24 protein-coding genes are annotated in these 24,349 nt (G+C 59.0%); 11 read left to right on the top strand and 13 right to left on the bottom strand.

What is annotated here, in order from left to right:
• Positions 1 to 86: 86 nt before the first annotated feature.
• The 5 genes from CRI94_RS09800 to CRI94_RS17490 all read right to left on the bottom strand — a co-directional run bounded on the left by CRI94_RS09800 (position 87) and on the right by CRI94_RS17490 (position 3,352).
• Positions 87 to 491, bottom strand: a complete 405-nt coding sequence (locus CRI94_RS09800; protein ID WP_098075514.1) for a copper-binding protein — start codon at positions 489 to 491, stop codon at positions 87 to 89.
• A 52-nt stretch (positions 492 to 543) separates the two neighbouring features.
• On the bottom strand, positions 544 to 1,269 hold the full coding sequence (locus tag CRI94_RS09795) for a sulfite exporter TauE/SafE family protein (protein WP_098075513.1): 726 nt from the start codon (positions 1,267 to 1,269) through the stop codon (positions 544 to 546).
• A 41-nt stretch (positions 1,270 to 1,310) separates the two neighbouring features.
• Positions 1,311 to 1,829 carry a copper chaperone PCu(A)C gene (locus tag CRI94_RS09790; RefSeq protein ID WP_179862237.1) on the bottom strand — a complete coding sequence of 173 codons (519 nt, stop codon included), beginning with the start codon at positions 1,827 to 1,829 and terminating at the stop codon, positions 1,311 to 1,313.
• Between the two features lie 42 nt (positions 1,830 to 1,871).
• The gene (locus tag CRI94_RS09785) at positions 1,872 to 2,432 is read right to left on the bottom strand and encodes an SCO family protein (RefSeq protein WP_179862236.1); all 561 of its coding nucleotides are present in this window, start codon (positions 2,430 to 2,432) and stop codon (positions 1,872 to 1,874) included.
• A 185-nt stretch (positions 2,433 to 2,617) separates the two neighbouring features.
• Entirely contained in the window at positions 2,618 to 3,352 is a 735-nt protein-coding gene (locus CRI94_RS17490) for a hypothetical protein (protein WP_143815359.1), read from the bottom strand.
• A gap of 685 nt (positions 3,353 to 4,037) precedes the next feature.
• Between CRI94_RS17490 and CRI94_RS09775 the strand changes: the two genes are divergently transcribed.
• Positions 4,038 to 5,114 (top strand): hypothetical protein, encoded by a 1,077-nt coding sequence (locus CRI94_RS09775; RefSeq protein WP_098075509.1) that lies wholly within the window; start codon positions 4,038 to 4,040, stop codon positions 5,112 to 5,114.
• Here the strand turns inward: CRI94_RS09775 and CRI94_RS09770 are convergent.
• The 5 genes from CRI94_RS09770 to CRI94_RS09750 all read right to left on the bottom strand — a co-directional run bounded on the left by CRI94_RS09770 (position 5,075) and on the right by CRI94_RS09750 (position 11,353).
• Positions 5,075 to 6,592, bottom strand: coding sequence for an endonuclease/exonuclease/phosphatase family protein (locus CRI94_RS09770; RefSeq protein WP_179862235.1), 1,518 nt, complete (start codon positions 6,590 to 6,592; stop codon positions 5,075 to 5,077). The two genes, CRI94_RS09775 and CRI94_RS09770, sit on opposite strands and share 40 nt — an antisense overlap.
• A 368-nt stretch (positions 6,593 to 6,960) precedes the next feature.
• On the bottom strand, positions 6,961 to 7,854 hold the full coding sequence (locus CRI94_RS09765; protein ID WP_098075507.1) for a phage tail protein: 894 nt from the start codon (positions 7,852 to 7,854) through the stop codon (positions 6,961 to 6,963).
• Positions 7,855 to 7,937: 83 nt separating this feature from the next.
• Positions 7,938 to 8,096 carry a cbb3-type cytochrome oxidase assembly protein CcoS gene (gene ccoS / locus CRI94_RS09760; protein ID WP_098075506.1) on the bottom strand — a complete coding sequence of 53 codons (159 nt, stop codon included), beginning with the start codon at positions 8,094 to 8,096 and terminating at the stop codon, positions 7,938 to 7,940.
• Between the two features lie 30 nt (positions 8,097 to 8,126).
• Positions 8,127 to 10,811, bottom strand: a complete 2,685-nt coding sequence (locus CRI94_RS09755; RefSeq protein ID WP_098075505.1) for a heavy metal translocating P-type ATPase — start codon at positions 10,809 to 10,811, stop codon at positions 8,127 to 8,129.
• 47 nt (positions 10,812 to 10,858) lie between these two features.
• Positions 10,859 to 11,353, bottom strand: coding sequence for a FixH family protein (locus tag CRI94_RS09750; RefSeq protein WP_098075504.1), 495 nt, complete (start codon positions 11,351 to 11,353; stop codon positions 10,859 to 10,861).
• A gap of 493 nt (positions 11,354 to 11,846) precedes the next feature.
• Here CRI94_RS09750 and CRI94_RS09745 point away from each other — a divergent pair, with 493 nt between their 5' ends.
• Positions 11,847 to 12,731, top strand: coding sequence for a fructosamine kinase family protein (locus tag CRI94_RS09745; RefSeq protein ID WP_245846152.1), 885 nt, complete (start codon positions 11,847 to 11,849; stop codon positions 12,729 to 12,731).
• Between the two features lie 344 nt (positions 12,732 to 13,075).
• On the opposite strand, the gene CRI94_RS09740 is transcribed toward CRI94_RS09745, so the two are convergent.
• A complete protein-coding gene (locus CRI94_RS09740; RefSeq protein ID WP_218919375.1) occupies positions 13,076 to 13,291 on the bottom strand; it encodes a hypothetical protein in 216 nt (71 codons plus the stop codon).
• 342 nt (positions 13,292 to 13,633) lie between these two features.
• Between CRI94_RS09740 and CRI94_RS09735 the strand changes: the two genes are divergently transcribed.
• The 3 genes from CRI94_RS09735 to CRI94_RS09725 all read left to right on the top strand — a co-directional run bounded on the left by CRI94_RS09735 (position 13,634) and on the right by CRI94_RS09725 (position 16,323).
• Positions 13,634 to 13,924, top strand: coding sequence for a hypothetical protein (locus CRI94_RS09735; RefSeq protein WP_098075502.1), 291 nt, complete (start codon positions 13,634 to 13,636; stop codon positions 13,922 to 13,924).
• 560 nt (positions 13,925 to 14,484) lie between these two features.
• Positions 14,485 to 15,240 (top strand): hypothetical protein, encoded by a 756-nt coding sequence (locus CRI94_RS09730; protein WP_098075501.1) that lies wholly within the window; start codon positions 14,485 to 14,487, stop codon positions 15,238 to 15,240.
• Between the two features lie 63 nt (positions 15,241 to 15,303).
• Positions 15,304 to 16,323, top strand: a complete 1,020-nt coding sequence (locus CRI94_RS09725; protein ID WP_245846157.1) for a UDP-2,3-diacylglucosamine diphosphatase — start codon at positions 15,304 to 15,306, stop codon at positions 16,321 to 16,323.
• Between the two features lie 38 nt (positions 16,324 to 16,361).
• Here the strand turns inward: CRI94_RS09725 and CRI94_RS09720 are convergent, their stop codons facing one another.
• Together CRI94_RS09720 and CRI94_RS09715 are read right to left on the bottom strand one after the other, a co-directional pair.
• The gene (locus tag CRI94_RS09720) at positions 16,362 to 17,327 is read right to left on the bottom strand and encodes a hydroxymethylglutaryl-CoA lyase (RefSeq protein ID WP_098075602.1); all 966 of its coding nucleotides are present in this window, start codon (positions 17,325 to 17,327) and stop codon (positions 16,362 to 16,364) included.
• A 48-nt stretch (positions 17,328 to 17,375) separates the two neighbouring features.
• The gene (locus tag CRI94_RS09715; protein ID WP_179862234.1) at positions 17,376 to 17,594 is read right to left on the bottom strand and encodes a cold-shock protein; all 219 of its coding nucleotides are present in this window, start codon (positions 17,592 to 17,594) and stop codon (positions 17,376 to 17,378) included.
• A 384-nt stretch (positions 17,595 to 17,978) separates the two neighbouring features.
• Here CRI94_RS09715 and CRI94_RS09710 point away from each other — a divergent pair, with 384 nt between their 5' ends.
• The 6 genes from CRI94_RS09710 (at position 17,979) to tatC (ending at position 24,312) form a co-directional block, all read left to right on the top strand.
• A complete protein-coding gene (locus tag CRI94_RS09710; RefSeq protein ID WP_098075498.1) occupies positions 17,979 to 18,272 on the top strand; it encodes a DUF493 domain-containing protein in 294 nt (97 codons plus the stop codon).
• 151 nt (positions 18,273 to 18,423) lie between these two features.
• The gene (locus tag CRI94_RS09705) at positions 18,424 to 20,376 is read left to right on the top strand and encodes a sensor histidine kinase (protein ID WP_098075497.1); all 1,953 of its coding nucleotides are present in this window, start codon (positions 18,424 to 18,426) and stop codon (positions 20,374 to 20,376) included.
• A 323-nt stretch (positions 20,377 to 20,699) separates the two neighbouring features.
• Positions 20,700 to 21,017 carry a DUF4359 domain-containing protein gene (locus CRI94_RS09700; protein WP_098075496.1) on the top strand — a complete coding sequence of 106 codons (318 nt, stop codon included), beginning with the start codon at positions 20,700 to 20,702 and terminating at the stop codon, positions 21,015 to 21,017.
• A 126-nt stretch (positions 21,018 to 21,143) separates the two neighbouring features.
• Complete coding sequence (glyA, locus tag CRI94_RS09695; protein WP_098075495.1) at positions 21,144 to 22,475, top strand: serine hydroxymethyltransferase; 1,332 nt, start codon at positions 21,144 to 21,146, stop codon at positions 22,473 to 22,475.
• Positions 22,476 to 22,665: 190 nt separating this feature from the next.
• Positions 22,666 to 23,274 carry an orotate phosphoribosyltransferase gene (locus CRI94_RS09690; RefSeq protein ID WP_245846151.1) on the top strand — a complete coding sequence of 203 codons (609 nt, stop codon included), beginning with the start codon at positions 22,666 to 22,668 and terminating at the stop codon, positions 23,272 to 23,274.
• Between the two features lie 165 nt (positions 23,275 to 23,439).
• On the top strand, positions 23,440 to 24,312 hold the full coding sequence (gene tatC, locus CRI94_RS09685; RefSeq protein WP_098075494.1) for a twin-arginine translocase subunit TatC: 873 nt from the start codon (positions 23,440 to 23,442) through the stop codon (positions 24,310 to 24,312).
• Positions 24,313 to 24,349 lie beyond the last annotated feature (37 nt).

Here is a 24,349-nt window from a genome sequence, read left to right as displayed (position 1 = left end):
GAGGGAGCCGCCGGTGCACGATTCCACACAACCACGAGGTGTGGAACGGGGTGCGCCGGCGGTTTTTTTTGTTTGGCTCTCCGCGTCTATCGTCCCGTCGTGTCGGACTCGGTCTCCGGCGTCGCGTTTCCATTCTCCTCCGAGGGGGACTCAAGGTTCAGCGTCGTTGTGTCGGCAAGCGTAGTCAGGGACTCGACGCGGATTTCGCTGCCCTCGATCACGAGATCAAACTGAACGGGCTGATCGATCTCGATCCCGTTGGCGTCGCCCGGGTCAGCGACGGGAAGCGACATGACCATGGCCGGCATCGCGCCGTCAACCGCTTCGTGGTGAAGCACGACGTCGCGTCCGTCACTCGCCGTGCCGAGGAAGCGGCCGCGAACGTTCTCGTAGCGGGTGACGTCGTTCGGCTTTTCGTCGGATCCACAGCCTGGAGCGGACGAGAGCGTTAGGAGGACAAGGAACGAGGCAAGAACGGAGCGTAGCGACATAGAAGACGTGCTCTACGGGGAAGAGAATGGAGCCGTGAGGAGAAGGAAATCCTCAGGCTGGGTCCACGAACGGGAGAAATCGGCAGGTCCCGGGAGAGAAAATCACCTCCTTGAGATCGGGGCTAAGTATCGTTCCAAGCGATAGCCCTCGCAAAACGAGAAGCACTCCGACAACGACCAGCCCGATCGGAACGAGCTTCTGCAGCCGCGTTCGCCACGTGGCACTGGCGAGACGTCCCATGATGCTCACCGTAAACATCGCGGGAATCGTTCCGAGTCCAAAGGCTGCCATGAAGGACATACTGGTGTAGACCGATCCTGCCGTAACCGACGTGGCCAGAGCGGCATACACGAATCCACACGGAAGGAGCCCGTTCAACAGGCCTACGACAAGCATGGCTCCAAAGCCGCCCCGTCGGTAAAGAGACTGGATCGGCTTCATGACGCGGCCGAGGAAGCGGGCGGGAAGATGTTCGAGCCGATTCACCCTCCGACTAACCCACGGAATCAGGGCGCCAAGAATCATGATGAGACCAATGCCGATGGACAGCCACTGCTGAACACCGGAAAGGGAGACCAGGGCGCCGAGTGCGCCAATGACGCCGCCGAGCGTGGTGTAGGTAATCGCTCTACCGATGTTGTACAGCAGGCGCTCACTCAGGTAGCGCCATCTCCCTCGACCTGTGCCGGGAAGACTCAGGGCGAGCGGTCCACACATGCCGACGCAATGCACGCTGCCGAAAAATCCAAATGCGAGGCCGGCGAGGATCCAGTCCATTCGAGCGGCTGGAGGGTGAGAGAAAATGCGGATGTGTCGGGTTACTTCGGTCCCGGAGGGCGCATTTGAATTGGAGCTCGCACCCGCCGTTCGCCCGCCGTCGAAAACGTGAGTCGCACGGCAACGGATGAATCGGCTGCCAGCGGTTCGCTCAGATTCAGAAGCATTACATGCTTCCCGCCCGGCTCAAGTACGACATTCGACTTCGGGGCGACAGGCAGTGGACCGATGGGCCGCATGCCCGACATATTGTCCTCCGTCTGATACGACTCGTGGATCTCGACGGTGTCTGCGACGGCAACGTCTACGTTCAGGAGCGTGTCTGCGGCCTGCGTACCATTCACGAGCGTCATGTACAGTGCCGAGTTTCCACCGCTCGGCGCCGGCCGGACCCATACGGAACGGATGTCCATCGTTTGTGGCGGCGGAGGTGTTTCGGAGGCCGATGCACCCGAAGACTCGCCCGTCGTTGAGTCATCGGCTCCACAGCCCGCAAGGAGCAGGATCGAACACCCGATGGCGACAGCGAACAGCAGGGAGCGACGAAGCGATGGGTACATGGATCGAGGGGGCTGCATTGGAGGAGGCAGAAGCACGAGAGCTCAACTACGGAGTTTGTTGATGTCCTCAAGAATGAGCGCGGGCGGTGTACCACTTCCGTGGTATCGATACCGAACGCGTCCGCTATCGTCGATCAGTGTAATCTGATCCGTATGATCGATAAAGTAAGTGCCCGTCGTATCGCCGGACGCAATTTCGGACTTGATGTTCAGCCGGCTCATGAGCGAGTCGATCGTTTTCGGCGTTCCCGTGAGGAACGGCCACCGGGGACCGTCAATGCCGAAGGCGGATCGGTATGACGCGAGCCGAGAAGGGGTATCACGGCGGGGATCGAACGTCACGGTAACGAACCGAACGTCCGACCGATTCTCAAGCTGGCGCCGGATCTCGTCCATCTTGCCCGTGATGAGCGGGCATACGTCCGGGCATTGCGTATAGATAGCGCCCACGATGAGGATGTCTCCGCGATAGGCCTGAGGAAACTCGACGCGGGTGGAATCTTGGTCCACGAGTTCAAACGTCGTTTCACTCAGATCCTCGTACACGGGCAGATCATCGCTAGAGCATGCCGTTAGTAGCGCGAGGATGAGCAAGGCGCTCAAAAGTGAGCATACTCGTTGAACAGGTAGAGACAGGAAACCGCCGGATACCTTCATGACGAGCAGAACGGGAAGATTAGCGCCAGGACATCGTTGGGATACATAAAAAGTACCGTATCGCTGTTAGATAGAGCCCGACCAAGCACGAAATAGACGTGAAACGAGCGCGCGGCGCTTTCCGGAATAGCCTATTCCCGGAACGGGTGAGAGATGTCGAAGGATATGCCGAAACCGAGAGACACCGGTTCGTAACTGAACCGCGTATCATCGAACATGGTCATCGGCACGGTAAACCCAAACGTCCCGTACGACCGCACAAATCCGAAATCGATCCCGGCTTTCGCGCCAGGCTCGAGAAAGATCCCGGTCTGCTCCGGCATTGGGCTGCTACCATTCAGAACGATATCATAGAGACGAATATGAGATAGTCGCATTGATGTGGTTACGAACGTATCGCCGGGAATCTTATCCGAGAGATTAATCCAGACTCCCGTGTCAAACTGGGCGGCGAGCCGCTCCAATCGCGTATCTACGGTATATTGTCTTATGAGGCCTCCTCCTCCGTCTCCAGAAGAAGTGCCTCGTCCCCAAGTCCCCAGAAGACTCAAAGTGACGTTATTATCGTACGGTGTCGCATCATCAAAATTATGATAGACTCCGAGACCGGCCTCCCCCATGCGAAAGATCTCATCATCGATCCTAGCGGTTTGGATCATGCCGTGCGTAAACACATGCGGCAGGGGAGAGATGCTCGCCTGTGCCGCAAAATTTCCGATTGAGGAAGCGTACCCCCCTGCTCGAACTTCCCCCGTCTCTTTGGGCACGGGCGCATGGTGAGGGCCCGGATAATACATGATGGCAGAGCATCCAGATGTCGCCCACACACCGAGTATAAGAAGAAAAAACGCGCGAAAGTTGGGCATGCGAGGGGGGGTTAAATGAGCTCGAGAAATAGACCGTTATACATAAATGTTATGAGTTCAAATAGTTAATTTCAAAATACAGGGCGTTTTGGTTGTCTTCCTGTGTTCCATCGTACCGATTCAACTTCAAAATATCGGTGTCTCAGACGGTCTCCGTTTAGCGGATGCAGCAACCCCCGACAGTCGTCGGGACGAGCCTCAGCACGAGAACGTTTGAGAACCTGTTTGCCGGACAGCCTTCGGCGATTCAAAGATCCGGACCTCCCCACGGTCGGTCCTCGCGCCGCTTGCAATACACGGATGGGTTGAACTCGCGCACCGCGTCTAGGTCGTTATCGCGGAAGGACCGGCTCAGGCCTGCGAATAGACATGAACGGCCGCTCGTACGTTTTCACGACTCATCCGCCAAACAGATTGTGAACGTGGGAACGTTTTTCTGCCCAGATCAAGGCAGCTGCGTCGATATGGCTAGGTCACTCCGACGTTGTCATTCCGAAAACGTATTATTGTGCGTCTATGGAAAAGATATCTCAACCCGCTGACGGGAAACAGAATGAATGCAGAGAAGGAAGAGATGCGCGGAGCGGTTTGGAGTGACAGGAGAAAACGGACGCTACTTTGCCTGCTTTTATCTCTGCTGGCTATCGTAGGAGGTGGTTGTGGATCGGACGAACCGTCTCCTCCGATGAATAGACCGGCATGGCAGCGTGCCGCCAACTTGGCTGATACGAGTGCAGTCCGCTCGATTGAGGAAGCAGAGCCGGTACCCATTCGCCTCGATGGCCCGGCGGGAAAACGAGACATAGAAATATCCGGACTGACCTGGTGGGGGGACCGTCTACTTCTGCTCCCTCAATACCCGGCGTTCGTTTCGGATTCCTCTCCGGTCATCTACAGCATCTCCCGCTCCGATCTAAAAACGGCGATTGAGACATCGGTGGAAGGCGCAGATACCGGGGCGGTCATGCCTCAACCTCTGTCCGTTGACATCGACGACCCACGTGCGGTGCCCGGCTATCAGGGATTCGAGGCGCTGGCTGTTTCCGGTCGTGAGGTGTACGCGACGGTGGAGGCGACGGGCTTCGCAGGAGGACTCTTCGGTATGCGCGCGTTCCTCGGACGCGGGGTGGCGGACTCGACGCGCTCGCCTGCTCTCGCTTTTGCCGAAACGTCGGAGATCCCGGTTCCCGTGTCCATGAGCAACATGGGCTTCGAAGCGATCGTCGTGACGGACACCACGATTATCGCCCTGTTCGAGGCAAACGGAGCGAACATCAATCCGGCGCCGCGGGCGATGCAGTTCACGCGAGACCTCCGACCGTTGGGCTGGCTACCGATGTCGTCGCTCGAGTACCGCCTCACGGATGCGACGGCACTCGACCATGCGGGGCGTTTCTGGGTGACGAACTACCTGTACGAGGGGGATGAAGCGGCCATGGACCCTGCCCCAGATTCAGTTGCCCTCGACTTCGGCGTTGGTTCTTCCCATCGGAGTCGCGTGACGGTGGAGCGTCTTGTCGAGCTGGAAGTGACAGACGGGTCCATTAGCCGCACGGAGACGCCACCTGTGTGGATGACTCTCACCAACGGCACCGGTCGGAACTGGGAGGGTGTTGCCCGCTTCGGCGATGGCTTTTTGCTCGCGACGGATACGTTTCCAGAAACGATCCTCGCGTACGTATCCCGGTCGACATCGTCACGCCCTCTAACGCCTGATACGACTCAATCGTCAGACGAGATGTCGATGACGAGCGGCAGGTGATCGCTGGCTCGCGCTGTGTCTTCTTTCTTGAGGCCATACGCGGTACGCACCGAGTCTGGAAGCTGGCTCGTTGAAAGTGTGTATGCACGTTTCACTTCGGCCACGCTATCGGACAGATAGGCGTAGTCCAGGCGTCCCGGCGGAAAGCTACTGTCCGCGTTTTCCCATGTCGTATGTAGGGGCGCCCCGGTCTGACTCGGATTGATGTCCAGCAGGGGGGATCCATCCCAGTCAGGAGCGGACGCGTCCCCAAAGAGAGACGTGTTCAGGATGCCGCCGTCTGCGAGGCTAGCCGGTTGCTGCGCATCCCCGACGAAGTTCATGTCGCCGACGATAAGGATGGGTGTGTCGGTGGGTACATCAAGCGGTCCGCCATCTTCGTGTGTATCGCGAAGGAAGGCCACGACGGCGTCTACGACGCGTTGCCGCTTCAGGTCGGACGTGGGCTCACCTCCCGTGCAGCACGGCGGATGCATATTGATCAGCAAGAGTGGATGTCCCATTTCCTGGTTGGTGTCAAGCAGGTACGCGCCGCTCTCGTAATCCTCGAAACCGGGAATGGTATGCGTTCCGAGAATAGGGAAGCGACTGACCACGACGAGGTCAAGACCAAGCTTGGCCGTGTGCCACTCGGTCGCATCTGTGTCCGTCAGTTCGGCGATGCGCGTTCGCGTGACTTCTGCTTCGTGATCGTAGATTTCCTGGAGTGCGTAGACGTCCGGTTCGACCGTCCGGTAAATGCGTTCATAGGCATTCCGCACGGGGGCGGTAAAGAGGGTGTCCTGGAGGACGTTGTGAGAAATGACCCGTACCTGCGTCTCGGGTGCGCGCTCCAGTTCGACGGGTCCGTCATTCACGTTCGACGGCCCCTCTGTCAGTTTGTAACACACGCGCCCCGTGTCGGGGGCCCGGTCGGTCTGGCTCTCCAGTACGGCGCAAACCGTATCGCCCGTCGTCAGCCACTCCGATTGGCCGGGTGTCGCCGCACGACGTAGCGCGATCTCGTATTGATTTGACGATACGGTTGGAAGGGACGCGAAGCCAAGGTCCGCGTGCCCCAGTTCTGTTGTTGACGGACCGTAGTACGTGCCGTTGCGCTCTCCAAACGTCCACGTGAGATCAGCGCCGTCGGCATTTCCGGTCGATTCGTCTGCATCGAGGTCCAGGGCGAGCGTGAGGTCGTTGTCCTGCTGCAGGGTCAACGCCGCGTTCAGGCGAAACGATACAAACAGATACTCGTCGTCGTGCGCCATCGACAGGCTTTGGACGTCGGTTTCACCTCCATCCCCGATAGAGTCGCGCACGAGTTCAGGAATTGAGTTCCACTCGTCGAAGGCTCCGTCAAGAGCAAGTGCTGCGGGGTGCGACGTGGGCGCGTCGCCGTTCGATGTTGAATCAGGTGCACAGCCGCCAATGAGGGTGGTGAACAGTACGAGGGCGAGGATTGACGAAAGAGAGGGGGAGGCGGAGACGGGCATGCGGAGGAGGTGTGTGTCATCAGGCCGGGACGCGAAATGTAGCAATCGCATCGCTAACAAGTGAATGCGTTTGCTGGAAGTTGACAGTCGGTCATTTGAATGAACGTTGGCCAACGCCACCGAACCCGGAATGCGGACGCTTATCCAAAACGGACGCTTATCCGTTGTCGACCGTCGACCGATCGATTCGAATGCATTCCGAAGAAGACGGATAGAACGCACCAACGCCCGACCATCCGGCAAGAAACCGGTTGGCCGGGCGCAGTGCTGCCCTCAGTGACAGGCTCTTCGGTCGGAGCCTGTCACCTCACCCATGGACCTCACCCATGGATTTCGAAATGTGGGGGTGACATCCAAATAAAATTATCCTAGACGGCGGTACTAATCAGGTAAACAGTGGCGACAAAGGTCAAGATCATGAGGTAGGCTACCGTGTAGGCGAATGTACCACTTGTCTGTGCGGTAAGTACCGGCGCGCTTGCTTCTGCACGCTCAGTGGCGGTAGAAGCCTTCTCCATAGCCTCTGCTTCTTTTCGAGCCTCCGCCTTGCGCTTTTCCTCGGCCTTGTAATCGATGACATCCTGATCCGTGGCTGCCACGAAAGACGCTGGCCCGGACCAATCGGTTAGCGACCCATCCTGACGGACGCCGCGAACGCGCCAGGCGAAGGGGGTCCCGTCTTCGGGGAGCATCGCGTAGAGGGTGAGCATGTTCGAGCTTCGAACCGGTACGGTCGCTATGATTGTGTCGAAGTCATCGCTCTCGGCGACTTCGACCTCGTAGCGACTCATCTGAGGCAGAGTGGTCCACTCGAAGGTCGCCGCATGACCATCCACCGGCGCGTTCTTTGTCGGATGCGTGGGGGCTGGGCTGTTTATCGTGTTCGCCTGTGGCGTCGACTCCGTTCTCTGTTCAACAACCGTATCGCGAGCGGCAACGAAGTTTGCTACGCCACTCCAGTCGCCTGCGCCGGCGTCGGTGATTGCGCGGACACGCCAGTAACATGTGGAGCCATTCTCTGGAATGGCGTCGTACACAGAGATCGTTGTGGTGTCGCCCACCGAGGAGTCGAAGAAGGGCTCGGCGAAGTCAGCCGTTGGCGCAATCTGAAGCTCGTATTCCGTCGCATCCGAAACAGCTGTCCAGGTAAACTCGGACGTATGGGCATTGACTTCGGTGCCCGCGACAGGCGTTTCGGGCTCGGGAACGTCAGCGCGCGTCGTCGTGGACGATCCGTCAGGTTTGGAAGCGGAGAGGGTCATTGGAGAAGAGAGGGCGATTCGGGTGGAAGGAACGTCTGAGGGCACGTCACCGGTGGGGTGACGGTCGGGCAGGGCGACGACGATTAGGTCGTCGGGCCACCGTCCTCATCGTCGATGAGTATGCGGATGGCCGGGGTCTCCACGTCGTCGTACTGGCCGTTGCGGACGGACCAGAGGAAGCCAGCCACGCCGAGACCGGCAAGCAATAGGGCGACGGGAGTGAGGATGTAAAAGACAACCATAAGAGGCTGAATGTCGGGCGAGGAGGTCTGCTACGGTTGAGGCGTTCTTGTGTCGGCTGCAGATGCCGACATAAGGGAAGGCCGGCCAGCGGGTGGACGGTCAACGCGACCTACGTGCGATGACGCGACATCTGCGTCGCGAGCCTTCTCATCGGTGATGTCAAACGAGCGCTGCAGGATAGAAGCAGTCACAACGATCAGTGAGCTAATGGGCATTGCGATGGCGGCAACGAGCGGTCCAACAAGGCCCGCGATAGCGGCAGCGGCTCCGAGTACATTGTAACTGAGGGAGAAGCCGAGATTGCGGCGGATGACGCGCATGACGGAGGTCGCGCCGTCGAACAGGTCAGCCACCGGGTCAAGTCCATCGCGCGTCAGAAAAATGTCTGCGGCGACGAGGCTTGCGGTGGAACCACCTTCGACCGCAACACCGACATCTGCGGCCTGGAGGGCGCCTGCGTCATTGACGCCGTCGCCGATCATCATGACCGTATGGCCGTCACGACGCAGTTCGTCCACGTGACGGCGCTTTTCTTCTGGTGAAACGTGTCCGGTGGCGCGATCAGCCGGAATGCCGAGGGTCCGGGCCACCGCCTGGACGGTTTGCGGGTGATCGCCGGAGCAGAGGTAGACCTCCGTTCCGCTTTCCATCAGCTGCTGGATAATCTCGCTTGAGCTCGGACGAATCCGGTCACCGAACGCGAGGCCGGCTTTGAGTTCGCCGTCAACGGCGACAGCGACCGGGGTGTATCCGTCTTCAGCAAAACTGGCAAACGGTTCATCCGCCGTCGCATTTCCGGCGAGGGTCGTGTGTTCGCGCTGGACCCAGTCCGGGCGTCCTACAACGACGCGGCGTCCGTCGACCCGTCCGATGATGCCCTGACCTTGTACCGTATCCACGTCGGAGACGGAAGGCGGCGTTGCTCCGGGGGCCGGGCAGGCGCCGCGATCGCGTACAAGTGCTTCTGCGATCGGGTGTGTGCTGCTGGCTTCGAGCGCGGCGGCGAGGGCGATTGCTTCGTCGTCGCCTACGGCATCGACCAGGGAAAGCATTCCCTCGGTCAGCGTGCCAGTCTTGTCGACGACGACGGCATCGACATCATTCAATATCTGAAGCGCTGACTCCTCTTTGATAAAGATGCCGGCACGAGCGGCCTTCCCTGTCGCTACGGCCATGGCGAGCGGTGTGGCCATGCCGAGCGCACACGGACATGTGATGACCAGGAGGGCCACGACGTGAAGGGCCATCTGGCTTGGATCGATGATCCACCAGAGCGCGGCGGTGAAGAGGGCAAGCACGGCGACCGCGCTGACGAAGTAGCCCGTAAGCCGATCGGCGAGGGAAACGACGCGTGCGTTGCTGTCGGACGTGTCTCGCACCCAGGCTAGTAGCTGACCAACGCGCGTGTCCTGCCCGGCGGCCTGAACCAGGACATCGAGGGGAGCGCTCAGATTGGTCGCTCCGGCAGCGACTTCATCCCCTGACTCGACCGATTCGGGGCGGCTCTCGCCCGTCAGTACGGCATTGTTCACCGTAGACGTGCCGCTGGCTACGAGTCCGTCGACCGGGATCACCTCACCGGCCGGGACGCGCACCACATCGTTGACGAAGACGTCGTCGATGCGAATGGTCTCCGTGGTGCCATCCTTTGCCACGCGCCGCACCATGGACGGGATCAGCGAGAGCAGGCGATCGGTGGCATCTCCTGCGAGCCGGCGGCTTCGAATCTGGAGCCATCGCGCAGTCAAGAGGGCGGCGATCAGAACGGTGATTGAGTCGAACCAGACGTCGCCGGTTCCGCTGACGGTTGCCCACGAGCTGTCGACGAAACCGACCGCAATACCCAGTGCAATCGGGGTGTCCATGTGGAGGCTCCGAATCGAGCCGGTGCGGACGGCAAGCTTAATAGAGGCCCAGGCGCGTGAGAAAAACTCCGTTCCGCCGTAGCCGACAGAGACGAGCGCCAGCAGCATGCTGAGCCATCGCGCTGCCGTGGCCAATCCGGGATCTTGCGACACGTCGAGCCCGGAGTAGAGCGCGAGGGCGAGCAACATGACATTGCCAGCAAGCGCCCAGGAGACGCCGACCTTGACGAGAAGTCTGCGCTCACCCTCCGTGCGCGTGGTTGACGAGTCATGGCGAACCGGATGTGAGGTGTAGCCGAACTGAGCCAGCCAGGATGCAACATCGGATAGTTCGATCCGATCCGGGTCGTATCGCAGGCTGAGCCGAGCGCGGGGAAGGTCAAGTCTCGCTTCGATCACGCCGTCCCGTTCCTGAGGAAGCCGTTCCACCAGCCACACACAGGCTGCGCAATGGACGCCGTCAAGAAATAGCTCAACGGAGCGGGTGTCGTCGTCATGGAGAACCGTATGTTCGTCCAGAAATGCCTCGCTATCCAGTTCGCTCAGGATCAGCGGATCGATGGAGGGCGAGGCCGGCGTTGCATCTCGCTCTCGCGCAACATCAGAGAGGCGGTAGAACGTATCATCCCACCCGTTGTCCCGCAGAGCATGAAAGACGATTTCGCAGCCCGTGCAGCAGAAGTAAGGGTCGTCCCCGACCGGGTTCGAGCCGACCGGTAGGCCACAGTGACGACACTCCGCGTTCGGCTCCGGGGGCGCGGCCGGTGCTTCCGTGGACGCACTCACGGAGGCAGATTGCGGCAGAGAGTCACCGGGCGAAACAGTATGTGGGGAGGTGGAGGCCGACATAAGGGCGAGGAAAAAGGGCGATAAAGCCGTCGACGAAGAGTTGGTGGTTAGAGTCGAGTGCGAACGGTCGTTTGGATTGGCGTGTCACCGCGGGAACCATCAATTTCAAAATCCCACACGCCATCCGACGCGATCGGGAGAAGCTGGCGGTACGTACCCGGCGAGTCGGCAACGGGATGCAGCGGTACGGCAGCCACCGGGGCGGAAAGATGAGGCCGGAGGGCGCGGATCATGCCGTTCAGATCCGAAACAGCCGTTCCGCTCTGGTCCTGAACAGAAATCTCGACCGGTCTCATTTCTCCATCGCTGGATGCGGGCATGACACGAACGGAAACGGTCAACTCATCGCCATTACGAATCGCTTTTGCGGTGTCGTCCCACTGTTTTCCCTTCTCGTAGTAATCCTTTACGATCGCCGCGCCACCGTCGGTTTGCGCTTTGTACAGCGTATAGAAACTGGCCGTTATACTGATCAGGAGCAGGGCGACGACGAATCCGGGCCAGCGTATGTGAGCCGGAATCGATGGGAAAGGAAGCTTCATAATCGTTCGGGGCGGATGAGGCAGTACGCGCCGCGAGAAGACGACCGGAGGAGGAGCCCGAATCGGTCAGCGCGTTGAGGGAGGGCATGACGGCCGTATTACAACCGCGAAACTAACAAACGAATCAACAGACGAGGTTTGAGACAGGAAAGTCACTTGCACCTCGTGGGTTCATGTCCCGGAGCGGTGTAGAGGAATCCCCTACATCGTTTAAGCTGTTTGTCGAGTGGCCCGGCGCCGAGAGGATCTGCAGCACGTCGGGATTCACGGATACGCAGCGGTGGGTACATCCCGTTCGACATCAAGCGTATGGGAATCTTGCAGGATGGGCGAAAGGCTTTGTATCCTTAAGATCGTCCGCCGTCCGGATGCTCGTCCCCAATGGTTTGACGGTCGCTGTTGCCACTGTCATTCTGGCGTCGTCGGCACCTTCTTGCGCGAACGGGTACGTGCCCACGGACACGGATGCGCTGTACTCTCTCCTGGAATACGCATGCTTATGATTCCTGACTCGCTACGCGATCATCTCGCCACTCAACTCGATACAAGCATTGAAGGCTGCGCGGCTGTCAGCGGGGGCTGCATCGCGAACGGATGCCGACTTGAAACGGGCCAGGGTTCTTATTTCCTGAAATGGGGAGAGGAGAACGTTGCTCGTACCTTTCCGGGGGAAGCCGCAGGATTAGATGCTCTGCGCAGGGCAGCCGAAAGCATCAGCGTCCCGGACGTTGTCGAGACGGAGCCACCATCGGACCAGCGCCCCGGGTTTTTGCTACTGCAGTGGATCAACGCCGGACGGCAGGGGAGACGGTTCTGGGAGACGTTCGGACGGGGACTCGCCGAGATGCATCGCTCCACGGAGAAGCAGTATGGGTTCGACAGGTCGAATTACATTGGCCGGTTGCCCCAGGAGAATGACTGGGAGCACGACTGGATCACATTCTTTCGGAAACACCGTCTCGAACCGCAGGTCGAGCGTGCCCGCGCTGATGATCGGTGGGAGGCGGAATGGGATGAGTACCTGGACGCACTGTTTCTGAATTTGTCGGACCTGTTACCCGCCCAGCCTCCCGCGTCGATTCTCCATGGGGATCTATGGAAAGGAAATTTCATGGTCACGGCAACGGGCGAACCGGCTGTTATCGATCCGGCAACCTATTACGGGCACCGGGAAGCAGATCTTGCGATGACCGAATTGTTTGGTGGGTTCGATACGCGGTTCTACGATGCCTACAATGAAGCATGGCCGGTCGAGGACGGATATGAGACGCGCCGCGACGTCTACAATCTCTACCACCTGATTAATCACCTGAATCACTTTGGTGAAAGCTACGCCGGCTCGGTACGAAAAACACTGTCAGCACTTGCGACCGTCTGAAATCTCGGAGCCGACGTGTCGCGCGTGAAACCGTCTGCCTATGCCGTGCCCTGGGGCAGGGCATAGGCCTGTTGCGCGGTACGGTGCGTCGAGGGGACGGATTCACCAGTCTTCTTTCGCTGGAGGATCGGTTGACGTCGAAGGCAGGAAAGAGACGGATTTGAAACGCACGCTGATACGTCCTTGCCTACACGTGTTCGCCTAAAAAGGTGTCTGCATAAAAAAAGCCGACCTGCTTCAGGAGCAGGTCGGCAGAGCAGGGTGGCCCGTGTGTTCCGGATCCGCATGGGTCGCCGCGTTTCAACTGATGGGACTCCAGGCGGAAACGCGACATGAGCGAATCGCTATCCGACGGTTTCGGCCTCTTTCTTCTTCTCTGGCACGGGGGCAATCTCGAAGCGTACGCCCTGGTCACCCGGATACGGCTCGTGGTGATCGTGCTTATTCTTCCAGATGTCTTCCGGGATGCCTTCCGGGAATGCGTCGCAGACGTGATCGTCGCTTCGATTCCGGTCAAGATGCTTGCATGCGGTGCACATCGACTGAATGTCGTGGGACATAGCGGACCTGGGCTCTCGTCAATCGGGGGATGTCGAATTTTGTGTGAGGGGAAACGGTCGCTGGAAACGACGGATCCATCTGGCCCGATATTTAGAGGCGGTCTAAATCGCTCTCATCTCCTATCGGGAATAGCCTGTTGCGTTGTAGGGAATCTCACCACGGGTAAGATATCGCCTTCCTGACGCGCTAGAGCAGGGTTCTTCCGCGGTCTTGGAGTGGATTACGCCCGAACTTCATGGATGGCGCTTGACGAACCGACTCCTGATGGCGTTTATCTAGAAGAAGTCTAAATAGAGCGGCGTAACGCTCTTGCCACCATGCGCGATTCTCCCTCTTCGTTTATGTCTACGACGGCCGAACTCACGAATTTCGAGAAGGAAGCCCCGGTCGGGTTTTCGTTTTGCGATCGCCCCTGCGCGGGGTGCTACAAGTATTGCCTACAGGGCAAAGGGTGTACGCTCGGCGTCCTGTTCGAGACCTCCTGCGAGGTCTACTTCGAATGGCTGACCGAAGACGGTAAACCTGTTGACTATCCCCCTCGCCTCCGATACAAGTCGTGGCCGAAGCGCGAAGTCTCCCGGTTGCTGTGCTCCGGCGTGTACGAGCCGGTGCCGTCGCCGTCGCTCAATTGATCCTCCGGCTATCTGACCCCGAGACATGAAGAAGGCCCCGTCCCATCTGGTGGCGGGGCTTTTTCTATTGGCGTCGATACGGTGTGGAGAGTGGTTCCTTTCCCGCATTCCTCATCCGTCATATCGCCGAAGCGCTTGCGGATCTGTGCCACAGGGTGGACATTAGTACTGAATCCCAATGACCGTATCCCGATGCCAAGCCTCGGATGTGGTGTCCATATGATCGACAAAGAGGAAGATACGCAGGAATCATAACCTGTTTGGCGGACAGCCTTTGGCGATCCGATGGTATGGACCTCCCGCGGGTCGGTCCTCGCTATGTTCTCAATACGGGGTTTGGTGGATCTCGCGCACCACGTCTGCTGCGTCATCGCGAAAAGATGACCTTCAGACGGATCATCGGCATGAACAACTGCCCTTAGCTTTCGAGATCCCTCCGTCAAACAGGTCGTCTAGCCTGCGAAACGCTTCCACGGACGATCGTCACCCCGACATTGTCATTTGGATTTGGTATAAGGCTGGTTCTGCTTCGTGCTGTCCTCGGTCCCACCTGCTCGTTCATGATTCGAAAAGCTTTCCAGGTCTTCCGCTCAGGCGGGGTCTCTGCAATCTCTAAAAAAGCGTATTACGTCTATTGCTACGCGCTAGAAGCGTACGTTCGGCCGCTGGTCGGTGTGCAAGAAGCTGTGATTTTGCTGAATGGCGTCGAGGTTCCGGTTACGCGGTCAGCGTTGGATGATCAGCTTCCGTTTTACACGCCTGCGGTGCCCGTCGACAGCAACCCCTCGTACGAGGCAGCGGAGATCGAGGCGATTCGGAAATACGTTCAGCCGGGCGACCACGTCGTCGTGGTTGGCGGGGGGCTCGGCGTGACGGCGACGGTTGCTGCGCAGGCTGCGGGCGACGACGGCAGAGTCACGGTGTTCGAGCCGTCGAGTACCGCGGTTGAGGTGTGCTCAAACACGATCCGACACAATGATCTCGAGGACCGTGTCTGGATCGAGCATGCTTCTGTCGGAGAACCGCAGAACTCATGCTTCACGTATGGTCCGCAGGATGATCTGCGTCGCATTCCATACGATCGGCTTCCCGATGCCGATGTCTACGAGATGGACTGCGAGGGGGAAGAGCTGCCGATCCTCCTCAACATGAGTGCGCGTCCCCACGTCGTGCTTGTCGAGACCCATGGAAATCACGACCAGGTGCATGATGTCCTCGTGGATCACGGCTATACCATCGATAGCGTGATCGACGACCGGAATGAGATCGGAGCGGATCGAACGCATATCCGCGCAGTTCGCCAGGTCGACTCGTGACCGGTTGACAGGAAACAATGGTTTTATGACGCCTGCTTGACGCCTACGTAACGTGACGTGCGTATGTTAGATATGCAGGCCGATCATACGCCCCCTTCATCTCGTGCAACGTATCCGATGGATTTGAACCCGGAATCCTCGAGCGAGCTGGACATCTCTTCGCCAACTCGGTACCGGACGATTTGGATCTCGGATGTCCATCTCGGTCTCCGCGAGTCAAAAGCGGAGTTTCTGATGGACTTCCTGGAAAAGACGGACGCCCACACCTATTACCTTGTCGGTGATATTATCGACGGGTGGGCGCTGAAGCGATCCTGGTACTGGCCGTCGACACACAACAACGTCGTGCAATGCCTTCTCGACATTGCCAGCACCTCGGACGTCGTCTACATTCCAGGGAATCACGACGAAGCCGCTCGCGCATTTCCCGGAATCCGGCTCGGAGGCATTCATCTAAAGAAAGAGGCGACGCATACCACGGCGGATGGGCGTCGCTTTCTGCTGCTGCATGGAGATGAGTTCGATGGAGTGATTCGTCACGCCCGCTGGCTCTCCCGGCTCGGTGCGGTTGCGTACACGGGCATCTTAAAGCTCAACCGGTACGTCAATCGGGGACGTCGATGGCTCGGCATGCCGTACTGGTCGCTGTCGTCCTACCTCAAGCGAAGGACGAAAAAGGCTGTGCAGTTCATCGCGGATTTCGAGGATGCGGTGGCCAGGCGCGCCCGGCTCGAAAATGTGGACGGCGTGGTGTGCGGTCATATTCACCACCCGGAGATGCGCACCATTCACGGCGTCCAGTATATCAACACGGGCGACTGGGTGGAGAGCTGCACGGCGCTTGTCGAGCACATGGATGGCCGGATGGAACTCCTGCGCTGGCTCCCCGACGGCCGGGGGATTACCGAGCCGATTGCGGCGGCGCCGGCATGCTCAATTCAGAGCGCGACGGACGGGTATGAGGGGCGTGGGGACGGACGCGAGGCGCCCTCAAACCCAGTCGTCACCCCTTCCGCGACGTCTGGGGATGGACAGGCGTGCCGCGTACCGTCGCCTCCGGGACAAGAGGCCGTCGAGACGTAGAGGCCCGAAGAGTCGTTCTCAAAGAGAGTTCGGTAACGTTAGGCCGATGCCTCTGCTGGTTTACTCGTGGCATCATGCAGGAGAAGGCGATGCATTTTGCCAGGGAAGGAGGTGTCGAGGAATTGCTCGACGGTAGAAGAGGCCTGGGCCACAGCGGGTAGATCGATGTCCGTTTCTACGCCCATCTGATCGAGCAGGTACGCGGTGTCTTCCGTGGCGATGTTGCCGGTTGCGCCCTCGATGAAGGGGCAGCCACCCATGCCCGCGAGGGACGTGTCGAATCTCGTCACGCCCATTTCCAGCGCCGCAACCAGGTTGGCGAGTCCGAGGCCGCGCGTGTCGTGAAGATGAAGAACGAGGGGGGTGTCGCCGATCGCGTCTTGCACAGCACCCACGACGCGGCGCATCGCCACGGGGTTGCCCATGCCGGTTGAGTCCGCGAGCGAGATCGATTCGACGCCGAGCTCGGCAAACCGACTCGCAAGGTCCACGACGTGGTCGATTGGCGTGTCCCCCGGTTCGCGATAGCCGAAGACCGTCTGAAAGTTCATCTGCACCTCGCAGTTCTCCGCGCGTGCATCCTTGACCATTTCGGTTCCTTCGGCGACCGCTTCCGCCACCAGCATGTTCGCGTTGTCCATGCTGTGGTCATCGTGCGTAGCGATGGACAGGTCGATGTGGCGACATCCGGCGTCGACCGCGCGCTCCAGTCCTTTGCGGTTGAGGGCGAGACCCGTGAGCGTCGCCCCATCAAGGCCGTCGGCCATCGGCAGCTGGTCGCAGATCTGTTCGGCATCGCGCATCTGTGGAACCCACTTCGGGTGGACGAACGACGTCACCTGAATGCGGGGCAGGCCGGCGGCCGCAAGCGCCCGGATCGTTTCTAACTTCAGCTCCGTCGGGATGAACGTCTCCTCCATCTGAAAGCCGTCGCGTGGGCCGACCTCACAGAGGTCAACGCGGTCGGGAAGGGAGGGAGAGAGCGAAGTTTCAGTCGTAGACATGACGGCAAGCATCGATTTAAGAGTCGACTGGGACACGGACCGTTAGGCTCAGCCGTACCCCGTCGGCGAGAGACGTTCGACGGAAATCGCTTCGTCGTCCATGTCGTCGATCTCGTACACGACGCGCTGTCCCGTACTGATGCGTTCGCCGGAATGATAGTCCTGGACGGCGTCGAGGCTGAACGGGATCGGGTCGCCGTCGTCGTCAGGTTCGATCAGCCCGTGTTGCTCCTCGTGGTCGAACCACTCAATGACACCTTCAGGCATGGTCGTCGAGTCGGATAGGAGGCCGTGGTTAGAGGCGAGGAAGCGATGCAAGTGCATGCACCGGACAAGATGCAAGTGCATGCACCGGACGAATCGTGTGGACGCTCATTATTCTCACGTACATGCTCGTCACCTGCTTTCCTTCGCCATGCTTATTCCGACGGATGGATGCCGGATGTGTTCGACGGGTTCCCGGCCTGTTGTGGATCGGTCAAGAAAGAGATCAAGGTTACTATGGTATGTGACCGATGCGTAGAACGAACGGATGTCCGCAGCGTACATACAGAACGTGCATGACAGATCCGCGCACGTTCAGCCACGAACGGAACGGCGCCTATCCGATCTGCCAATATCTGGATTTTCTTTTACCAACGCGACCACTCTATGCGGTTCATCAACCAACCCGAGGCGGAAAACGACGAGGCCTGGTGGGAACGATTTCGGGAGCTTCTCGACGATCAAAACGACTGGCCAACGCGATACACGTTTAAGTTCATTGCTCCGTCCGACACGGTGGAGGATTTGAAGGGCGTTTTTGACGACCATCCCGTCCGCGTTCGTGAGTCGAGCAAAGGGAACTATATGAGCGTAACAGCACATCTTCGTTGCGAAACGAGCGATGATGTGATTGCGATTTACGAGGAGGCATCCGACATTGAAGGCGTGATATCTCTGTAGCCTTTGCTCCGCGAAAAGATCGGTATGAACGCGCGGTCTTTTTGTGGGCACGATACCGTTCTACAGCGATCTCTTTCATGTCTGGCACCGTTTGTGCCAAGATCTGAGACCCGGGTCAGTTTTATCCCCCAGACTTACCGGTTCGTTTGTGATGCCCCATAGATTTACAAGGAAGGCAGCGCTCCTGGTCGCTTATGGTGCGCTCTTCTTCCTGTTTGACACGTTTGCGACCCAGTTTGAAGTCGCACCAGGGGTAAGCATCTGGTATCCGTCGGCCGGTTTGAATCTCGGGCTCCTCATTATCCTGGGCGCACGCTTTGCGCCTGTCGTTTTCCTGATGTCATTTCTGAGCGGGCTCTGGGTTGCCGAGCCTGCAATTCCTGCGTTTCACCTTGTCCTGCCAAACCTGTTTATTGCTCTCGCGAATGCGGGGGCAGCCTGGTGGCTCAGAAAATCGTTTTCTCCCGACCACCCGGTCAGTTTGAAGCTCGGAGGGCGGTTCATGCTTGTGGCGTTGGGTCTGCCGCTCGTCGTTTCCATAGGTGCTGTGTCCGCCTACGCCGTCACCGGGTTGGAGGGCTACACGTTGGACACGGTGTTTACGGCAGCCAGTTCGTGGTGGACGGGAGACTCCGTTGGCATCCTTACGATCACGCCGCTCTGGCTGCTCGCAGGATATGCCGCGCTCGGTCGACCTGATCTCGGCGACGCGGGGCGAGAGCAGGTTCGCTTCTTCCTTCGTTCCGTCGACGGTTGGGCAAGTGCTCTGGTCGAAACAACGATGGTCCTCGGGGCGCTGGTTATGGCGTTTTTCTTCACCCGGGAAGGCCACTTCCAGTTTTATGTATGCTTTCTTCCCCTGCTTTGGATTGCGTTGCGCAATGGGCTGCCACGTGCGCTGGTAGCCGTTTTGCTCATCAATCTTGGCGCAACGGTAGCGATCCACGCACGCGGGACGCAGGACGACTTGCTGGAATTCCAGTTTTTCATGATCGCGCTCGCCTTGACCGGTTTGCTACTGGGGCTCCTCGTGTCGGAGCGGCGACGGGCGGTCTACGTCCTTCAGCGCGTAACGGGTCAGCTTGACGGTCGAATTCAGGCTCTGCCGACCGTGTCTCTTCCGGAGCAGAACGCGCCCGAGTCATCGGCCGGAGGAGGAGACGGGGAAATGGCCCACGTCTACGCAGCCGACCGTTGGACGAACCGTCCCCCGTCTATTGATTCGGATGGGGAGGCAGATGATGACGGAGAGCTGTTGTCGTCCGTCGATGAAAACGGGGACTCAGGTTCGCGACCGTACATCTGGGGGGCGAATGACGTTTTGACATCGAGCAGTGATGTGCTCAGACGAAGTGCAGAGAACCTCGTCGAGTTAAACCAGATGCTCGTCCGTTCGAAGCAGGAACTCAGTCGGTCGAACGAGCAAAAGGATAAGCTGCTCTCGCTCATTTCCCATGACCTCAAAAACCCGCTCGTCGGTATCCGCGGCCTATCCGAGCTTCTGGCGACGCAAAATCCACCGTCTTCGTTCGAGCGGCCCCTGGCACTCATCCAACGCTCGGCCGAACAGGCGCTGGACCTGCTGGACAACCTGCTGACGTGGTCTCGACTTCAGACGGGTCATTTTAACCCAAGCCTCGGCGTTCACAGCCTTCGTCTTCTTGTGGATGACGCCATGTCTCAGCTGGAAACGCAGGCTGAACGGAAGAATATTACGATCGAAAATAGGGTGGGCCCCGCCATCGCTGTCTTTACCGATGCGTTCATCGTCGACATTGTCCTTCGGAACCTCGGTTCAAACGCCATCAAGTTTACCGATTCCGGAGGACGGGTCCGCATTGCTGCAGAGACGGATGAAGGACAGGTCACGGTCTCAGTATCTGACACCGGTATGGGCATTCCCGAGTCTATTCGAGATCATCTTTTCGAAATGACGAGTCAGTCCTCCCGTTCGGGTACGGAGGGAGAGAGTGGAACGGGACTGGGTCTCCACATCTGCCAGGAGCTTCTGGTAGAGCAAGGGGAAGAGATTTGGGTCGATAGCTCTCCAGAGACGGGGACCAGCTTCTACTTCACCCTCACACGGGCGCAGCGACCATCCTGAATGTTTGGCCCGATCTCGCGTGAACTCTCAGTCGGAATACGAGTCGACGGGTGACCACGTGCGAACCGGGACGAAGGACGCCTGTATCGAGAGGTCAACCGCGTCGGGTGAGGAGATCCGTCAAGCGCTTGTCGGCGGCGTGGGGCGGGGAGGCGTGACGTTGTCTACGGGCGACCAGGATATCCGATGGCTCGCGGGTTGCATGAGAAAATACCAGGCGCCAGATCGGTTTCGGTCGTCTCGCCTCGGCCATTGCGCCCTCGGGTCTCGTACACTAATTTGGAAGTCCCCGATTCTTTTCCGTTTCCGATCTTCTTGCTTCGATGAAAAAGCTTCTCGGCCTGCTGCTCGTTGCATTCGTCCTTTTCCTCGTCAATCCGGGGATGAACGACTTCTCCACCTTCTTTAAAGAGCGCTCATCCGACCGAATCGAACAGGAAACGGGAGGGGGATTGCTCGGTCGCGTACTCGGTGGGGCTGGGTCCGAACTCCTCGCTGCCGGCGTCGAAGAAGCCACAACACGACGCTCGTACCTTGTCTGCAGCACGTACGACGTGGACCCGGATGGAGATGACGTAGCCGAGTATCGGTATCTTGGAGTTGCGGGCATGTTCGTCACGCTCCGAGAGCCGGAGAAATAAGCACGTCCGGCGAACCGCAAGCCCGTCGCACTGTTTTATGTTGACGTCGCAAAAGGGTGACGTATCGGTCCGGTCGTCGATCTGGATCCCGCTTTCTGACTTTCTAACTATTCTCTGCACGCCCCCATGAGTGAGCTGTCCGTTCAGGAGTCTACGACGAACCTTTCCCAGCAGGACCCGGAGGTGTTCGATGCTCTCCGTCGTGAGGTTGAACGTCAGAATGACGGCATCGAGTTGATCGCGTCGGAGAACTTTACGTCTCGGGCCGTGATGGAGGCGATGGGCTCTCCGCTGACGAACAAATATGCGGAGGGACTGCCCGGCAAACGGTACTACGGCGGCTGCAAATACGTCGATGTGGCGGAGGACCTCGCGCGGGATCGGGCGAAGGAGCTCTTCGGCGTCGATTGGGTCAACGTTCAACCTCACTCGGGGGCGCAGGCCAATGCCGCGCTCTACCTGAAAGCCCTCGATCCGGGGGACAAGCTGCTAGGGCTTGACCTGGCGCACGGGGGGCACCTCACCCACGGGAGCCCAGTCAACTTCTCCGGCATCCTCTACGAAGCCCATTTCTACGGTGTCGATAAGGACGGACCGAATGCCGGACGGATCGACATGAATAAGGTGCGGGATAAGGCCAAGGAGGTGCAGCCGAAGATGATTTCCATCGGGGCCAGCGCGTATCCCCGCGACTTTGACTATGCGGCGTTTCGCGAGATCGCGGATGAGGTCGGCGCGTTGCTCTGGATGGACATGGCGCACACGGCCGGACTCATCGCCACCGGCGTGCTGAACGATCCCGCGCCTCACGCCCACGTCATCACCACGACAACGCACAAGACGCTTCGCGGTCCGCGGGGCGGGATGATTCTCGTTGGAAATGACATCGACAACCCGTTCGGGTACACCTACCGCGACGGCCGCACGAAGTCTCTCGGACAGGTGCTGGATTCCGGTGTCTTCCCGGGTACGCAGGGTGGACCGCTCATGCACGTGATTGCTGCGAAGGCTGTTGCGTTCAAAGAAGCCCTCCAGCCTGAGTTTGCCACGTATACGCAGAACGTCGTGGAGAACGCGAACGTGATGGCGGACGCTCTGCAGGATCGAGGGTACGACCTCGTATCCGGGGGGACGGACAACCATCTGGTGCTCATCGACCTCCGAAACAAAGACCTAACCGGCAAGAAGGCGGAGGAAGCCCTGGAGGCTGCGGACATCACGGCCAACAAGAACATGGTGCCTTATGATACCGAAAGTCCGTTCGTGACTAGCGGAATTCGACTGGGTACGCCGGCGATGACAACCCGAGGATTTGGCCCGGAGGAGTTCGAGCAGATCGTTGAGTTGATCGACCGCGTGCTGCAGTCTCCCGACGACGAGGGCGTCCGAAAATCGGTTCGAAACGACGTCCACGCCCTGTGTGACCGCTTCCCGCTTTACGACTTCGTTGTCGCGTAATCCGGAACGGAATTATAACTCGAACGGTTCAGACGCTACGCATACCCGCTACCGCCTTTCGAACAGGCATCCATTATCACCCTGAGCCGAACCGGCGACCGGGCCCGGACGTGACTGCGTCCTCGGCTCCTGATCCGTCCCGGCTGCCGTGGCCCGACGGCTCGCTTCATCCAGACCTTGTCGCATCCTTATGCCGTCGATGGACCGCAGTTCGCTTAGTTCGTCCGCCTACGCCGATCTCGTCGATTTGGGGCGCCGTATTTATGATCGCGCGCTCATCCGTCGCGAGGACGAACTGATAACGGATCCGCGTGGTCAGCCGATCGGCTGGCTCCTGGATACGCGGGTCCCGATGCTCGATGGTGATCTTTTTGCCGAGGTCGGCAGCGTTCTGGCCGACCGTCTCCGCGATCGCGACGTTCACCAGGTCGTGGGATACGGCTTCGGTGCGTACCCGCTGGTCTGCAGCGTCCTCGCGGATTCTGGCACGCCGGCATTCAAGGGCGGGCTCGTGCGGGACGAGGCGAAAGGGCACGGGCGTCGTCGCCTGGTCGAAGGACCCGTCACGCCCGAGAAGCCAACGGTGCTGCTCGACGATATTATCAACAGCGGGCGGAGCGCAGGACAGGCGCTTGAGTTGCTTCGCGCGGAAAACTTCAACATCGTCGGCATGATGACCCTGTTCAACTTTACGTGGAGCAACGGCCAATCGCGCATCGAAGAGGATGGGGTGTGGGTTGATTCGCTGCTCGACCTGAACCTTCGGGAAAATAAGAAATCCAGTTCAGATAGCGCCTAACCGTCCCTCGCTATCGCCTGACCGGGATGGTGAGATAGATTCTTTGTTGGATCGTTTGACGGCTTGCCGCCCCCGGGGACATCCTGCGGGGCGCTCTCGTATGGATGCTCCGACCTGCCGGCCCAGCATTCCTTCCCCCTGTCGTATCAGTTTGCTCTACTGCTCATGCCCGATGCCACCCCTTCCGATACCGAAAGCCGCCCGGGAATTCAGGGTGACGGATCGGTAGAGCCCGGCGAGTCGACGAGCGATCCGGTTATGGAGTCCGGTAACATGTCGCTCCTCGATCACCTGGAGGACCTGCGTTGGACCATTATCAAAGGGTGCTCCGGCTTCGTCGTCGGCATTATCGTCAGCGTCGTGCTGCGACAGTGGATTATCAACGACGTGCTGATCGGGCCGACGCGAACGTCGTTCTTTATGTATGACCTCCTCGGGATCAACGCGAAGGAACTTAACCTCCTAAACCGCACGATTACGGGTCAGTTTTTCGCAGACATCGGGACGCTTGTTGTCGTGGGTGTGATCATCGGATCACCCGTTTTCGTATACTTCTTCTGGAAGTTCATCGAGCCGGCGCTTTATCCTGAAGAGCGAGGCGGCATGCGGTTCGCTGCGATCTTTGCCGCCCTGTTTTTCTTCACTGGGGTGTCGTTCGGGTATCTTATCCTGACACCGCTCGCCCTGCAGTTCTTCGCGTCGTACGAGCTGTCGGCGCAGATCGAAAACCAGTTCGACATCATGACGTACTTCAGCATGGTGACGTTCTGGGCATTCGGCTCCGGATTACTGTTCGAAATGCCGGTCGTGATGTATTTCCTCGGCAAAGTCGGTCTCATCACCCCGGAGTTTATGCGAACGCACCGGAAGTACGCGCTGCTCATCGTTCTCGTGATCGGTGCGTTTCTCACACCGCCCGATCCGATTTCGCAACTCATCGTTGCACTACCCCTGCTTCTGCTCTACGAGTTCTCCATTCTGGTCGTCGCGTGGGTAACGAAGAAACGCCGGAAGGAGCTCGGCATGCTGGACGCGTAATGTTCGCCTTCGTCCACCGCGTGTCCCAAGATAATTT

Source organism: Longibacter salinarum (assembly GCF_002554795.1).
In the GTDB taxonomy this organism is placed as follows: Bacteria; Bacteroidota; Rhodothermia; order Rhodothermales; family Salinibacteraceae; genus Longibacter; species Longibacter salinarum.
Note: the sequence above shows the minus strand (reverse complement) of the source record. Positions and strands in the feature narration are given on the sequence as shown.

Bases quoted from the DNA above. Each gene is read 5' to 3' on its own strand.
- CRI94_RS09740 (WP_218919375.1), bottom strand. From the start codon at position 13,291: ATGTCCCACGACATTCAGTCGATGTGCACCGCATGCAAGCATCTTGAC.
- CRI94_RS09700 (WP_098075496.1), top strand. From the start codon at position 20,700: ATGAAAAAGCTTCTCGGCCTGCTGCTCGTTGCATTCGTCCTTTTCCTC.
- CRI94_RS09770 (WP_179862235.1), bottom strand. From the start codon at position 6,592: ATGCCCGTCTCCGCCTCCCCCTCTCTTTCGTCAATCCTCGCCCTCGTA.
- CRI94_RS09705 (WP_098075497.1), top strand. From the start codon at position 18,424: ATGCCCCATAGATTTACAAGGAAGGCAGCGCTCCTGGTCGCTTATGGT.
- CRI94_RS09720 (WP_098075602.1), bottom strand. From the start codon at position 17,327: ATGTCTACGACTGAAACTTCGCTCTCTCCCTCCCTTCCCGACCGCGTT.
- CRI94_RS09800 (WP_098075514.1), bottom strand. From the start codon at position 491: ATGTCGCTACGCTCCGTTCTTGCCTCGTTCCTTGTCCTCCTAACGCTC.
- CRI94_RS09730 (WP_098075501.1), top strand. From the start codon at position 14,485: ATGATTCGAAAAGCTTTCCAGGTCTTCCGCTCAGGCGGGGTCTCTGCA.
- CRI94_RS09765 (WP_098075507.1), bottom strand. From the start codon at position 7,854: ATGACCCTCTCCGCTTCCAAACCTGACGGATCGTCCACGACGACGCGC.
- CRI94_RS09715 (WP_179862234.1), bottom strand. From the start codon at position 17,594: ATGCCTGAAGGTGTCATTGAGTGGTTCGACCACGAGGAGCAACACGGG.
- CRI94_RS09775 (WP_098075509.1), top strand. From the start codon at position 4,038: ATGAATAGACCGGCATGGCAGCGTGCCGCCAACTTGGCTGATACGAGT.
- CRI94_RS09745 (WP_245846152.1), top strand. From the start codon at position 11,847: ATGCTTATGATTCCTGACTCGCTACGCGATCATCTCGCCACTCAACTC.
- CRI94_RS09735 (WP_098075502.1), top strand. From the start codon at position 13,634: ATGTCTACGACGGCCGAACTCACGAATTTCGAGAAGGAAGCCCCGGTC.
- tatC (WP_098075494.1), top strand. From the start codon at position 23,440: ATGCCCGATGCCACCCCTTCCGATACCGAAAGCCGCCCGGGAATTCAG.
- CRI94_RS09725 (WP_245846157.1), top strand. From the start codon at position 15,304: ATGTTAGATATGCAGGCCGATCATACGCCCCCTTCATCTCGTGCAACG.
- glyA (WP_098075495.1), top strand. From the start codon at position 21,144: ATGAGTGAGCTGTCCGTTCAGGAGTCTACGACGAACCTTTCCCAGCAG.
- CRI94_RS09755 (WP_098075505.1), bottom strand. From the start codon at position 10,811: ATGTCGGCCTCCACCTCCCCACATACTGTTTCGCCCGGTGACTCTCTG.
- CRI94_RS17490 (WP_143815359.1), bottom strand. From the start codon at position 3,352: ATGCCCAACTTTCGCGCGTTTTTTCTTCTTATACTCGGTGTGTGGGCG.
- ccoS (WP_098075506.1), bottom strand. From the start codon at position 8,096: ATGGTTGTCTTTTACATCCTCACTCCCGTCGCCCTATTGCTTGCCGGT.
- CRI94_RS09795 (WP_098075513.1), bottom strand. From the start codon at position 1,269: ATGGACTGGATCCTCGCCGGCCTCGCATTTGGATTTTTCGGCAGCGTG.
- CRI94_RS09790 (WP_179862237.1), bottom strand. From the start codon at position 1,829: ATGTACCCATCGCTTCGTCGCTCCCTGCTGTTCGCTGTCGCCATCGGG.
- CRI94_RS09710 (WP_098075498.1), top strand. From the start codon at position 17,979: ATGCGGTTCATCAACCAACCCGAGGCGGAAAACGACGAGGCCTGGTGG.
- CRI94_RS09750 (WP_098075504.1), bottom strand. From the start codon at position 11,353: ATGAAGCTTCCTTTCCCATCGATTCCGGCTCACATACGCTGGCCCGGA.
- CRI94_RS09690 (WP_245846151.1), top strand. From the start codon at position 22,666: ATGCCGTCGATGGACCGCAGTTCGCTTAGTTCGTCCGCCTACGCCGAT.